This is a genomic window from Cereibacter changlensis JA139 (assembly GCF_003034985.1).
Lineage (GTDB): Bacteria > Pseudomonadota > Alphaproteobacteria > Rhodobacterales > Rhodobacteraceae > Cereibacter > Cereibacter changlensis.
On record NZ_PZKG01000017.1, the window covers coordinates 1 to 12772 of the forward strand.

The 12772-nt window shown below is 69.6% G+C and carries 10 protein-coding genes; 3 read left to right on the plus strand and 7 right to left on the minus strand.

Annotation, left to right across the window (positions count from 1 at the left end; all coding sequences use genetic code 11):
* The 7 genes from addA to regB all read right to left on the minus strand — a co-directional run.
* Nucleotides 1-2696 (minus strand): double-strand break repair helicase AddA (gene addA, locus C5F48_RS05815; RefSeq protein ID WP_107662969.1); only part of this gene is annotated, 2696 nt, incomplete at its 3' end.
* Nucleotides 2693-5620, minus strand: a complete 2928-nt coding sequence (gene addB, locus C5F48_RS05820; protein ID WP_107662970.1) for a double-strand break repair protein AddB — start codon at nucleotides 5618-5620, stop codon at nucleotides 2693-2695. The genes addB and addA, both read right to left, overlap by 4 nt.
* Nucleotides 5613-6308, minus strand: a complete 696-nt coding sequence (locus C5F48_RS05825; protein ID WP_107662971.1) for a nucleotidyltransferase family protein — start codon at nucleotides 6306-6308, stop codon at nucleotides 5613-5615. The genes addB and C5F48_RS05825 overlap by 8 nt, the downstream gene beginning before the upstream one ends.
* A complete protein-coding gene (locus C5F48_RS05830) occupies nucleotides 6284-7303 on the minus strand; it encodes an aminoglycoside phosphotransferase family protein (protein WP_107662972.1) in 1020 nt (339 codons plus the stop codon). Before C5F48_RS05830 ends, C5F48_RS05825 begins: the two co-directional genes overlap by 25 nt.
* Nucleotides 7290-7769: a tRNA (adenosine(37)-N6)-threonylcarbamoyltransferase complex ATPase subunit type 1 TsaE gene (tsaE, locus tag C5F48_RS05835; protein ID WP_107662973.1), complete on the minus strand. Its 480-nt coding sequence runs from the start codon at nucleotides 7767-7769 to the stop codon at nucleotides 7290-7292. Before tsaE ends, C5F48_RS05830 begins: the two co-directional genes overlap by 14 nt.
* 41 nt (nucleotides 7770-7810) lie before the next feature.
* Nucleotides 7811-9376 (minus strand): PAS-domain containing protein, encoded by a 1566-nt coding sequence (locus C5F48_RS05840; RefSeq protein ID WP_245941237.1) that lies wholly within the window; start codon nucleotides 9374-9376, stop codon nucleotides 7811-7813.
* Nucleotides 9377-9485: 109 nt separating this feature from the next.
* On the minus strand, nucleotides 9486-10874 hold the full coding sequence (regB, locus tag C5F48_RS05845; protein WP_107662974.1) for a sensor histidine kinase RegB: 1389 nt from the start codon (nucleotides 10872-10874) through the stop codon (nucleotides 9486-9488).
* A gap of 94 nt (nucleotides 10875-10968) precedes the next feature.
* On the opposite strand from regB, the gene C5F48_RS05850 reads away from it, so the two are divergent.
* From C5F48_RS05850 to C5F48_RS05860, 3 genes are all read left to right on the plus strand, one after another.
* Nucleotides 10969-11586 (plus strand): SCO family protein, encoded by a 618-nt coding sequence (locus C5F48_RS05850; RefSeq protein WP_107662975.1) that lies wholly within the window; start codon nucleotides 10969-10971, stop codon nucleotides 11584-11586.
* A gap of 72 nt (nucleotides 11587-11658) precedes the next feature.
* Entirely contained in the window at nucleotides 11659-12213 is a 555-nt protein-coding gene (locus tag C5F48_RS05855; RefSeq protein WP_107662976.1) for an ActR/PrrA/RegA family redox response regulator transcription factor, read from the plus strand.
* Between the two features lie 263 nt (nucleotides 12214-12476).
* On the plus strand, nucleotides 12477-12770 hold the full coding sequence (locus C5F48_RS05860) for an H-NS histone family protein (protein ID WP_373454328.1): 294 nt from the start codon (nucleotides 12477-12479) through the stop codon (nucleotides 12768-12770).
* Nucleotides 12771-12772: the final 2 nt, after the last annotated feature.

Here is a 12772-nt window from a genome sequence, read left to right on the forward strand (position 1 = left end):
GGGCGGCCAGTCGGCGCCGCCTGCCCCGGCAGCGGCTCGGGCCAGCTCCCCTCGCTCAGCCGCAGGCCGCCGTCCTGCAGCAGCTCGGCGCCCGCCGCGACCATGCCCTGCCGGATCAGGTCGTGCCAGGCGCCGCCGGTCTCCAGCTTGCCGGCCGCCGCCGCGATCAACCAGCATTGCGCCCGCGTCATCGCCACATAGAGCAGCCGCATGTTCTCCGCCGCGGCCCTGGCTTTTCGCGCCTCGCGGGCGGCGGCGATCTGCGGCGGGCTGGCGTCGGAAGCGGTCTTCCAGACCAGATCGCCGGTCTCCAGCGCGAAGATCTCGTCATGCTCGCGCACGCCGCGGTCGGCAGTGTCGGGCAGGATGACGATCGGCGCCTCGAGCCCCTTGGAGCCATGCACCGTCATCACCCGGATGCGCCCGCCCGCGGCATCCATCTGCCGCTTCACCTCGACATCGTCGGTCTGCAGCCATGTGAGAAAGCCGGTCAGGCTCGGCACATCGGTGCGCTCATAGGCCAGCGCCTGCGACAGAAGCTCGTCGATCCCGTCCTCGGCCTCGTCGCCCAGCCGGGCCAGCAGGCGGCGGCGGCCGTCGTGCCGGGTCAGCGCACGTTCGATCAGATCGAAGGGCCGGAGGAAATCGGCCTGATCGCGCAGGTCGCGCAGGATGCGGACGGTATCGGGATGTTCGGCCTCGGCGTCGCGCAGCGCCCGCCAGAGATAGCCCTTCCGCGGCTGGGCCAGCGCATAGAGCTGGCCCTCGGTCCAGCCGAAGAGCGGCGAGCGCAGGGTGGCGGCAAGCGAGAGGTCATCCTCGGGCGTGGCGAGGAAGGAGAGGAGCGCCGCCAGATCCTTCACCGCCAGCTCCGCCCCCAGCTTCAGCCGGTCGGCGCCGGCGATGGGCAGGCCCTCGAGTTTGCAGGCGCGGATGATCTCGGCGAAGATGTCGGAGCGGCGCTGCACGAGGATCAGGAAATCCCCGGCATGCGCCGGGCGGAATGCCTTTCCCGCCGGGATCTGCACGCCGGTGTCGATCATCGCCCGGATGCGCCGCGCCACCTGCCGCCCGAGCCGGGCCGCGTGATGCTCGTCGGAGATCAGATCGACGGGGTCGAACCAGTTCTCGCTCTCGGGGTCCTTGCTGGAGGGGATCAGCGGCCAGAGCTCGGCGCGCCCCGGCATGTCGCGGAAGGCGATGTGCTTGACCTCGCCGCCCAGATCCTGCCGCCGCCGCTCGTCGAAGGTCAGGTCCACCAGCCGCAGGATCGTGGCGGAAGAGCGGAAGGAATGCAGCAGGTCGAGATCTTCCAGCCTCGTGTCGGCCTCGTTCAGCCGCTGGCTGAAATGGTTTTTCATCTTGTCGAAGGCTTCGACATCGGCGCCCTGGAAGGAGTAGATCGACTGCTTCTTGTCGCCGACGACGAAGATCGTCCGCGCCACGTCGCGCGCACCGCGGCCCGCGGTGAATTCCTGCGCCAGAAGCTCGATCACCCGCCACTGGTCGGGGCTGGTGTCCTGCGCCTCGTCGACGAGGATATGGTCGATGCCGCCGTCCAGCCGGAACAGCACCCATTGCGCCACCGAGGGGTCGGTCAGCAGCATCCGGGCGCGGGTGATCAGGTCGTCGAAGTCAAGCCAGCCGCGCGCCTGCTTGCGGGCGGCGTAGATCGGCAGGAAGACGGCGGCGAAGGCGCGCAGGATGCGGGTCTTTTCCGCCGCCTGCAGGCAGATGCGGGTCTGGCGCGCGGCTTCGGTCCGCAGCATCAAGGGTTCGAGCCGGTCGATCAGCGGGCCGAGCCTGGCCCGCGTCGCCTTGGTCGGGAAGCTGCCGAGCTTGGCGGTGAAGGGCTCCTTCGCGGAGGCGCCGGTGAGGAAGACATCTTCCAGCACCGCCAGCGTCGTCAGCCCCGGCCGTTCCAGCCGCAGCCCGCGCAGCTTCTGCGCCGCCTTCTGGTCGGTGCTCGTGCCGCCGTCGAGCGCCGTGATCAGCTGCGGCAGCCAGTCGGCCTCGCCGCCCTGCAGCACCTGCGCGACCAGCGTGCCGGCATCCACCGCTCCCAGCCCGAAGAGCGCGCGGCAGGCCTGCCCGTCCAGCGCCTCGAGCAGCCCGGCGCGGCGGCTGGCCACCTCATGCGCCAGCTTGCCGAAATCTTCGCCGGTATAGGCGCGGGCCAGATCGGTGACGATCTCGGGCGCCAGACGGTCGGCCATCTCCTCGACGATCTCCTCGCGCAACAGGCTCGCGGCGCGGTCGTCCATCTCGGTGAATTGCGGCGAGACTCCGGCCTCCAGCGGGAAGCGGCGCAGGAGCGAAGCGCAGAAGGAGTGGATGGTCTGGATGCGCAGCCCGCCCGGCGTCTCGATGGCGCGGGCGAAGAGCCGCCGCGCGTTCACCAGCGTCTCGTCCTGCAGCCCGTCGAGCCCGAGGTCGTCCAGCGCCGCGCGCAGCGGCGTATCGCCCAGCATGGCCCATTCGCCCAGACGGCGGAACAGGCGGTTCTGCATCTCCGATGCCGCGGCCTTGGTATAGGTGAGGCAGAGGATGCGCTGCGGCTCCACCCCATCGAGCAGCAACCGCGCCACCCGGTCGGTCAGCACCCGGGTCTTGCCTGAGCCCGCATTGGCCGAAAGCCATGTCGAGGCGCGCGGGTTGGCCGCCTGCACCTGCCGTTCGCTGGCGTCATCCCTCATGGCACATCCTGTGGTTCGGGCGGGTCGCTCATCTCCCATTCGCCGAAGCGGGCGAGATGGTCGTAATCGCCGGGGAAGCGCTCGCCGAACATGGCGCGGCGCGAGGCATAGCCCTGTTCCGCCGAGAGATAGCGGCCGATCAGCCGGTGCAGATCCTCCCAGACCTTGCCGAGCATCTCGGGATCGAGCGCGGTTTCCTCGATCTTCGGCGAGGTGCCGAGACCGATGTAGCTGATCTTCGCCACCTCCGCCGTCTCCAACCCCTTGAAGCCGCCGCGTTCGGCCATCGCGGCCTCCAAGAGCAGCTGCTTGTCGAACTGCGCCTGCTGCTTTTTCGTCGGCGGCGTGCCGGTCTTGTAGTCGAGGATATGCAACCGCCCGTCGGCCAGAAGGTCGATGCGGTCGGGCTTGGCGGTGAGGGTGAAGGGCAAGGGGCCGAGCGCCACGCGGCCCTGCTCCTCGAGGATCACTGGCGTGCCGCCGCTGGCGGCCTCGGCGTCGAGGAAGAAATCGGCGGCGCGTTCCAGCCTGGCCCGCCACAGCGCGCGGGCGGCGGGCCAGGGCGTATCCTTCGCCAGAACCGCATCGGCGATCCGCATCAGCCGGGCGCGGGCCTCGTCGCGGGTCTCGGGCGCGTCGGGGCGGCGGGTCTTCACGAAATCTTCGAGCACGCTGTGCAGGATCGAGCCGCGCAGCCGCGCGTCGGGGGCCTGTCTCAGCGGGTCGAGCGCGAAGAGCCGCAGGATGTGGCGGGCGTAGATCGCATAGGGGTCGCGGATCAGCGTCCTGATGCCGGTGACCGCCAGCTTCTGCGGCCGCGCCGCGATCGGGGGCCGTGGCGCGGGACGCCTGGCCAGCGGGACTTCATGCGCCGGGGTTTCCAGCGCCGCCGCCAGCGCCAGCCATTCATGGCCGCGCGCACGCATCCCGGCCAGAGCCTCCGGCCCGCCCTGCTCGCCCAGCCCGCTCATCAGGTTCATCAGGCGGTTGAGCCAGCGCGAGGGCACGGTCTCGGCCTCGGCGTCGCGGATGGCGCGGGTCAGCACCACCTCGGGCGCGGCGATGGCCTGCTGGTAGTCATGCGCCGAAAGGCCGATGCGGCGTTCGGGCAGCAGCAGCCCGGCCTTCAGCCGCATCTGCCGGTTCAGCCACGGGTCGGGCGGCGGCAGTTGCGGCCAGATGCCGTCGTTCAGCCCGCCGAGGATCACCAGATCCGCGCCCTGCACCCGCGCTTCCAGCGTGCCCCAGATCATCAGGTCGGGATGCGGTTGCGTCGGGTCGCGCACCTCGCCGGTGGAGAGGATCGCATCGAAGAGATCGCCATAATCGGCGGGGGTCAGATCGCCGCCCTGCTCCGCTTCGGCCACGAGCTCGGCCACCTTGGCCTGCGCCGCCTCGCCCGCCTCCTTCAGCCACAGCTCGCCGCTGTCCGCGCCGCCCGGTCCGGTGGCCAGCGCCTCGGCCAGCGCCAGATGGGCGGTGACGTGATCGGTGAGGCTGCGCGTCCCGGCCTCTTCCACGCCGGCGAAGACCTCGCCCAGCCAGCGCGCCCAATCGGCGATGCCGTCCTGCGGCCGCGTCGCCGCCCAGGTGGCCAGCGTTTCGCCGGTCGGGAAAGGCGGGCCGTTGCGGCGAAACTCCAGCTCCAGATCGCGGGTCCAGCGCAGGTGGTTGCCGCGATCGGCGCCGGTGGCGGTCAGCGGGTGCTTCAGCAGCGTCAGCAGCGCCTCGCCGGTCAGGCGCTGACCGAAGAGCCGGGTGATGTGGCGCAGGAAACGCCCGGGCGGTGAAAGCGGCAGCGGGCGACCGGCGGAATCGTCGGGCAGGATGCCCCAGCGGTCGAGCGCCGCCGTCACCTGCCGCGTCAGTCCGCGGTCGGGGGTGATGAGCGCCACACGCCGCCCGTCCTCCGCCGCCTTGCGCATCAGCATGGCGACGGCCATCGCCTCGGCGCGCGGACCCGGCGCCTCGATCAGCGTCATGTCGCGGGCGGCTTCGGCCAGATCGGTCAGCAGCCGGCCTTCGGTCAGCCATTGATCGGTGACCGGCGCGGGACGAAGAGACAGAGAAATCAGACGGTTGCGGGCAGGGCAGGGGGCTTCGTCGCCGATCCAGCGCTGCACCTCGGCGGGCGTGGCGCCGAGCATGGTCAGGATCTTGTGGAAACGGTATTGCGGGTGATCCTCGGCGGTCATCGCATCGGCGAGCCCGTCCCAGACCGGCGCCGGCAGGTCGAAATCATAGCCGGGCAGCACCAGCGCGCCCTGCGGCAGCGCCGCCACCGCCTGCATGAACAGCGCCGTGGTGCCGCGCGAGCCGGTGGAGCCCGCGACGATCACCGAGCCCTGCGGCGGCGCCGACTGCCAGAGGGTCGAGAGCCGCTCCACCGCCATGCGCTGACGCTGCTGCGAATCCGGCGCTTCCTCGCCCTCGAAGAAGGGCGCGACGATGCCCATGAAGGACTGCGTCCGGTGCCAATGCGCAGAATGGTCCGACACGTCGAGCGCGGCGATGGCCGAGGGCGGCACACCTTCGCCCTGCATCTCGTCCATCAGTGTGGCAAGACTGTCGGCCAGATCGAAGAGCGCCGAGCGCGGGGCGAGATCGGGCTGCGCGTCGAGCAGCCGCCCGATCAGCTGGGTCAGCTGCAGCCGCCGCCGCAGCGGCGGGACGGCGGCAGGCAGGCCGGGCAGGGCGGCGACATCGGTGACGAGCCGCAGACGCGGCAGGAAGCTCGCCCCCTCGGCGGTGAACAGCTCCACGATCCGCCGCCGCATCCGCTGGGTGTTGACGTAGAGCAGCACTCCCGCCATCGCCTCGGGCGGCTGACCGGCCATGCGGGCGCGCAGGCCGGCGACCAGCCGTTCGGGGAAATCGACGCCGGGCGGCAGGGCGAAGATACGCGGGCCGGGGTTGTCAAACATCGGCGCGCTCCAGCAGGGCCTCGGCCTCGGCGATGCCCTCGGGCCGACCGACATCGCACCAGCCGCCGCGATGGATCAGCCCGAAGGCGCGGCCCTCGGCGATCATCGCGTCCCAGAGCAGGTTGAGCGAGAAGGCCTCGGCGGCCACGCCTGCCAGCCGGTCGGTGCGCAGGATCTGCGCGCCGAGATAGACGAGGCCGGGCCGGCCCTGGGCGCGGGTGATGCGGCCTTCGGCATCGAGCAGGAAATCCCCCGTGCCGGGATGGCCGGAGGCCTGCTCCGCCGGCAGGAGCAGCAGCAGCGCGTCCATCCCGTCGGACCAGCCGTCGCGCAGCTCGGTGAGCGGGTTCGCCCCGGTCCAGACCGCATCGCTGTTCAGGGTGAAGACCGGGCCCTCGCCCAACAGGGGCAGCGCCTTGCGCAGGCCGCCGCCGGTCTCCAGGAGCGCGGGCTCGTGCGAGAGGGTGACGCGGCGGTCGGCGAGATGCGCCCGCAGCGGTTCGGGGCGGTAATGGGTGTTGACCACGGTGCGGGCGATGCCTGCCGCCTCGACCAGCGCCAGCGCATGGTCGATCAGCGGCCTGCCGACCACCGGGATCATCGGCTTGGGCTGCGTCGCGGTCAGCGCGCCCATCCGCGTGCCGAGACCGGCGGCGAACAGCATCAGCGCGTCGGGAAGCTGGCGCATCGGGCGCGGATCCTTTCCAGAACGTCGTCAGTGGGCGCGGGCAGCAGGTCTGCGCAGAGCGCGGCGAGTGGCGCCAGCGCCGGATGGGCGAGGTTGCGCTGCAGCTGGCCCCAGACCCGCGGGATCAGCGCGACATACTGCGGCTTGCCGCCCTGCAGGCAGAGCCGGGCGAAGATGCCGAGGATCCGCAGGGCGCGCTGGGCGCCGAGCACGGCATAGGCGGCGGCGAACGCCGCCTCGGGCTGGCGGGTCGCGGTGGCGAAGCGGCGGATCATCCGCTGCTCCAGCGCCTCGGGCACGTCGCGTCTGGCGTCCTGCAAGAGCGAGACCAGATCGTAGCCGGGCTGGCCGTTCTGCGCGAGCTGGAAGTCCAGGAGCCCGACCCGGGCGATCCCGGCTCGGCTCGGGAGCCAGAGCAGGTTTTCGGCGTGATAGTCGCGCAGGATCAGCACGCGTGGCCCGTCGGCATGGCGCTGCAGCAGGTCCGTCAACGTGGCGGTGAAGGCGGGGCTGCGGGTGGGGCCCCCGGCGGCGCGGCCATACCAGTCGGGCGCGAAGGCGGCGGCCTCGGCCCAGTCGGCGGCGGTCAGATCGGGCAGGCCGGGCGGGACGGGCGCGCGCTGCAGGTGCAGGAGCACGTCGGTCGCGGCGGCGTAGAGTTCGGCCTCGTCCGCCGGGGCGCCGGCGAGATGGCGGGCATAGAGCGCGTCGCCCAGATCCTCGAGCAGCAGGAAGCCGGTGGACAGATCTTCTGCGAAGATCTCGGGCGCCGAGAGGCCGAGGCCGCGCAGATGGCGGTCGATGGCGACGAAGGCCGCCGAATCATCTCCCTGTCCGGGAGGCGCATCCATCAGCACGGCGGTGGTTTCGCCGCGGATCAGCCGGTCATAGCGCCGATCCGAGGCGTCTCCGGCGAGGAAGCGACGATCTGCCGCACCCCAACCGATGCCCTGCAGGAAGGCCTCGGAAAGGCTCTGGCGGTCAGGTCCGGGCATCGAATTCCCGCTCTATCTCGGCCCGCAGACCTTCGCGCCCGCCGGTGAGAACCGCCTGCCGCCCCTCGCCCTCGGCGCGGAGCGTGAGCCGCAGGGCGTCTTGCGGCGCCTGTGCGCCGAGCCGGTCGGGCCATTCGACGAGGCAGATCGCGGTGTCGAAAGCGGCTTCCAGCCCCAGTTCCAGCGCCTCGTCGGGATGGGTCAGGCGGTAGAGGTCGGCATGCCAGATCTCGGTCTCCGGGGTCTCGTAGGTCTGCACCAGGGTGAAGGTCGGCGAGGGCACATCCTCGGCATGGCCGAGCCGCGTCTGGATCAGCGCGCGAGCGAGATGGGTCTTGCCGGCCCCGATCGGCCCTTCGAGCAGGACCGTATCGCCCGGCCGCAGCAGGGTCGCGAGCACGGCGCCGAGCCGTGCGGTTTCCTCTTCCGAGGCCAGGGAAAGCGAGAGCGGGACATCTGTCGGCATGGCGCGACCATGACCGCGCCGGCCGCGGGCTGCAAGACGGTTCAGGCGGTGAGCCGGCGGCTGGCGAGGTTCAGCGCCGGTCCATCGGGGGCGACGAGGCGGAAGGCCGCCAGCGTGGCGCCGCCGGTGAGCGGGGCGAAGCGGCAGGCGATCAACCGCCCGTCGGTGAGCCGTGCCTCGCCCGACCAGGCGGCGCGCCGGCCGAGGGCGCCGATGAACTGCTCGACCTCGGCCCAGAGCGGCGCGGCGGCGGAGAGGCTGCGCCAATGGGCGCAGATCTGGGCGATGCCCTTCGATCCCAGCCGGGCGCCGGGGTCATGGCCCCAGAGCGCGGCATAGGCGGCGTTCGACATCACCAGCTGGCCCGAGGCCGAGAAGACGGCGATCGCCTCGTCCAGGGCGTCGATCACCGCCTGTCCGAGCTCGAGATCGGCGCGGTAGCGGCGGGTGCGCGACATCTCGTTCGAGATGTCCTCGAACATCAGCGCCAGCGCGCCGTTGGGATGTGGCCGGCCGATCACCCGGTAGGTCTGGCCGGAGGCGAGGCTCCAGGTCTCCTGATAGAGGCCGGCGGAGGCCTGTTTTTCCAGCGCCAGCATCTGCTTGCGCCAACTGCGGTAGTCGCGCGGCTCGGGGATCATCTGGTTGTCGCGCATGGCGTCGAGGAAGGCGAAGAGCCGCGGGCGCAGCGACAGGAAATCGGGCGGCAGGCCGGTGAGATCCAGCAGCGCCGGGTTGAGCAGGGCCAGCTGGCGCTGCTGGTCGAAGATCGCAAGGCCGATCGGCAGATGCGCGAAGGTCTTGGTCAGCGTCTGCATGAAGTCGCGCAGGCTGTCCTCGGCCTGCACGGCGGCGTCGGCGGGCAGGGCGTAGAGCAGCCGGCCGGCGCCTTCCGGCAGGCTGACGAGGTCGAACCAGCGCCCGGCGTCGGGCCGGTCGAGTCGCTGGCGCTGCCGCGCGGCGCCCTGGCCGGTCGCTGTCCGCTCGAACAGCCGGGGCAGGGGCCAGCCCAGATCTTGGCCGGGGGCGAGGTGATGCGCCGATTGCAGCAGATAGGCGGCATTGGCCCAGACCACCGCCCCGTCGGCCTGTTCGCGCCAGATCAGCAGCGGAGCATGGGCCACGGTGTCGCGCAGCTGGGTCAGCTCCTCCGCCATGGCCCGCTGGGCCAGATGGTCGAAGCGCGGCGGGTCGGCGCCGCCGGCATCGCTCAGCGTCAGGCGCAACAGGCCGCCGCAAAGCTCCGCCTGCAGGGTCAGCGGCTCGCCCTCGGCCTCGCCCGTGCTCATCACGGCGCGGCCCTGCAGCGTCAGCCCGGCGATCTGTTGCTCGAAACCGGGAAAACGCGGCGCGGCATAGGCGACGAGCCGGGCCCAAGCCTCGCCGCCCGCGGGGCTCAATGACAGCAGGGCGCGGGCGCCGGGGGTCGCGTCGACCAGCGTCTCGCCGTCGAAGAGGAAGACGGTCTCGCCCTCCTGCTCGGTGAAGATCGCGTTGCGCCGGGCCTTGCCGCCGGAATGCAGCAGCGCCATGCCGACGATTCCGGCGCAGGCGGCCAGGACGGCGATGACCAGAGGTTCGAGGCCCCATGTCCATTCTGTCAGCACTGACGTCACTCCGGCCAAAGCCCAGCTGTTGCCGCAGAGCATCGGGACCAAAGTTTAAGAGTCAGTTAATCCTGCGGCGGAAGCGCGCAGGGATCTCGCGCCGCGGGGTTCAGCTCTGGATCAGGGTGTTCTCGCCGAGCGGCCGGTAGGGGGCGACCACCAAGCGGTCGACCGGCCAGATCACCTCGACGATGGCGCCGCAACGCTCGGGCCGCTCCTCGCTCGTCAGGAAGGGATCGGCGGCATTTGCGAAGCTGAGCTCGGCGCCGGAGCGTTCCAGCAGGGTCTTGGCGATGAACAGGCCAAGGCCCATGCCCTCGTAGCCGGGGCGGCGGGTCATGTCCTGATCGCTGCGCCGCTGCCGCACGAAGGGGTCGCCGATCCGGCCGATGATCTGCGCCGGGTAGCCCTCGCCGTCGTCGACGATGCGGATCGTGATGGTGTCGCGGGTCCATTCGCCGTCGATCCAGACCGTCGAGCGCGAGAAGTCGACCGCGTTCTGGATCAGGTTGCGCAGGCCGTGGATCACCTCGGGACGACGCAGCACAGCCGGCTGGCGGTCGTCGCCGTTGCGGCTGGGATAGAGATCGAACAAGACCCGCTTTCCGCGGCTGACATGTGGCTCGGCAGCCTCGCGCAGCACCTCGCCCAGCGGCGCCTGGCGCATGTGCAGGTCGTCCTTCCCGGCGCGACCCATGGAGCGCAGGATGTCGCGGCAGCGGTCGGCCTGGGTGCGGATCAACTCGGCGTCCTCGCGCAGCGAGGGTCGGTCGCCCAGCTCCTCCACCAGCTCGGAGCTGACCAGCTTGATCGTCGCCAGCGGCGTGCCGAGCTCGTGCGCGGCGGCTGCCACCACGCCGCCAAGGTCGGTCAGTTTCTGCTCGCGGTCCAGCGCCATCTGGGTGGCCAGCAACGCATCGGACATCGAGCGGATCTCGGTCGCGACGCGGCGGGAATACAGGCTGAGGAACAGGAGGCCGATGACGATGGCCAGCCAGAAGCCGAATTCGAACAGCTCCGGCAGCACCAGCCGGGTGCCGTCGCCGAGGATCAGCGGCAGGCTGAAGAAGGAGGTGAAGGTCAAGAGGCCGATGGCGATGAAGCCGAGGATGATGGTGGTGCGCAGCTCCAGCGCCAATGCCGAGATCGTGACCGGCGCGAGGATCAGCAGCGCGAAGGGGTTGGAGAGCCCGCCGGCGAGGAACAAAAGGAAGGCCAGCTGGGTGATGTCGAACAGCAGGATCAGCAGCGCCTGGGTCTCGGTCAGGCGCCGGTTCTGCGGGAAGACGAAGCCGGCGATCAGGTTGGCCACCACCGAGGCGCCAACCGCCATGAAGCAGAGGCCCAGCGGCAGGACCATGCCCAGGTAGCGGTCGGCCACCACGATGGCCGCCAGCTGGCCGAAGATCGCCATCCAGCGCAGCAGGATCAGGGTGCGCAACCGCACCCAGTCGCCGCGCGTGTCGCGGTTGAGAAGACCGTCGGTCTGGAGGATCATCGCCCGTACTGCTAGTTACTGTCCGAGCCATTGTTAGAGCGCGGCCCGTGCGGGTTCAATCGGCGATGGCAGGGTGTGGCAAAGAGGAACTGACGTGACAAAGCTTTATGCAGGCGTGGCGGCGGCGGCTGTCCTTGTGGGGCTCGCGGGGATGGGCGGCTATGTCTACTTCAACCGGGCGAGCGACGCCTATGCGCAGTGCCGCGGCGGCCAGGTGGCCGGCGGCGACATCGGCGGGCCCTTCACGCTGGTCGACCAGACCGGCAAGACCGTGACCGAGGCCGAGGTCATCACCAAGCCGTCGCTGGTCTATTTCGGCTACACCTTCTGTCCCGACGTCTGCCCGCTCGACAACCAGCGCAACGCCGAGGCGGTCGACATCCTGGAGGAGCAGGGCATCGAGGTCACGCCGGTGTTCATCTCGGTCGATCCGAAGCGTGATACGCCCGAAGTCATGGCTGACTTCGCCGAGGCCATGCATCCGCGGATGATCGCGCTGACCGGCAGCGAGGAGCAGGTGAAGGCGGCGTCGCAGGCCTACAAGACCTACTACCGGGTCCAGGACCCGGAGGCGGAGTACTATCTCGTCGATCACTCGACCTTCACCTATCTCATGATGCCGGGCAAAGGCTTCATGGATTTCTTCAAACGGGAAGCGACGGCGGACGAAATGGCGGAGCGGGTTTCTTGCTTCGTGAATGCCGGCACTTGATCTAACCCCTTTGACCGGCGCCGGCAAAAGGCATATTCCTGAAGCCGGGAAAAACAGATTGGGCAGGGTGAGATGGCCGAGGACATGGTGTTTGATCTGGGAGCAGACAGATCGCTGCTTCTTGTCGATGATGATGAACCGTTCTTGAAGCGGCTTGCAAAGGCGATGGAAAAGCGGGGCTTCGTGCTGGAAACGGCGCAGAGCGTCGCCGAGGGAAAATCCATCGCCCAGGCCCGGCCGCCGGCCTATGCCGTGGTCGATCTGCGGCTTGAGGATGGCAATGGGCTGGACGTGGTCGAGGTGCTGCGCGAGAGGCGGCCGGATTGCCGGATCGTGGTGCTGACCGGCTATGGCGCCATCGCCACGGCTGTGGCTGCGGTGAAGATCGGCGCGACCGATTATCTCTCCAAGCCGGCCGACGCCAATGAGGTGACGCATGCCCTCCTGGCGAAGGGCGAAAGCCTGCCGCCGCCACCGGAAAACCCGATGTCTGCCGATCGCGTGCGCTGGGAGCATATCCAACGGATCTACGAAATGTGCGACCGCAACGTCTCTGAGACCGCGCGCCGGCTGAACATGCACCGCCGCACGCTGCAGCGCATCCTGGCGAAACGCAGCCCGCGCTGATCCGTCGCGCCCCACGCGCATCATGCCGTTCCGCTTCGGCCCGGCTGCGAAAGCAGCCGGGCCTTTTTCATGTTCACCCTTTCGAAAGGTGGGTTAAAATAGTTCCCATATCCAAAAGTACAGGTCAAAGTTCGCTGAACGGGCGAATAACCGCAAAGTTAAATGAAAACGCTCAGAGGAACTATTGACGCAACTTTGGAATTGGGAAAAGAGATAGGAACCACTTTAAAAGGAAACCTGACGTGGAAACCAACCTCGACGCGATGTCTCTGAAGGAACTGAAGGCGCTCCAGGCCCAGGTTGTCAAAGCGATCTCCACCTATGAAGACCGCCGCAAACGCGACGCCCTGGCGGAGCTGGAAGAGAAAGCCCGTGAGATGGGTTTTTCCCTTGCCGAGCTGACCGGCACGCCCGCTGGCCGCAAACGCGCCGCCGCGACGCCCAAATATGCGAACCCTGACAATGCATCGGATACCTGGTCCGGCCGTGGCCGCAAGCCGCGCTGGTTCGAAGCCGCGCTGAAAGCGGGCGCCACTGCCGACAGCATGGCGATCTGAGC

Bases quoted from the DNA above. Each gene is read 5' to 3' on its own strand.
- addB (WP_107662970.1), bottom strand. From the start codon at position 5,620: ATGTTTGACAACCCCGGCCCGCGTATCTTCGCCCTGCCGCCCGGCGTC.
- C5F48_RS05825 (WP_107662971.1), bottom strand. From the start codon at position 6,308: ATGCGCCAGCTTCCCGACGCGCTGATGCTGTTCGCCGCCGGTCTCGGC.
- C5F48_RS05830 (WP_107662972.1), bottom strand. From the start codon at position 7,303: ATGCCCGGACCTGACCGCCAGAGCCTTTCCGAGGCCTTCCTGCAGGGC.
- tsaE (WP_107662973.1), bottom strand. From the start codon at position 7,769: ATGCCGACAGATGTCCCGCTCTCGCTTTCCCTGGCCTCGGAAGAGGAA.
- regB (WP_107662974.1), bottom strand. From the start codon at position 10,874: ATGATCCTCCAGACCGACGGTCTTCTCAACCGCGACACGCGCGGCGAC.
- C5F48_RS05855 (WP_107662976.1), top strand. From the start codon at position 11,659: ATGGCCGAGGACATGGTGTTTGATCTGGGAGCAGACAGATCGCTGCTT.
- C5F48_RS05860 (WP_373454328.1), top strand. From the start codon at position 12,477: ATGTCTCTGAAGGAACTGAAGGCGCTCCAGGCCCAGGTTGTCAAAGCG.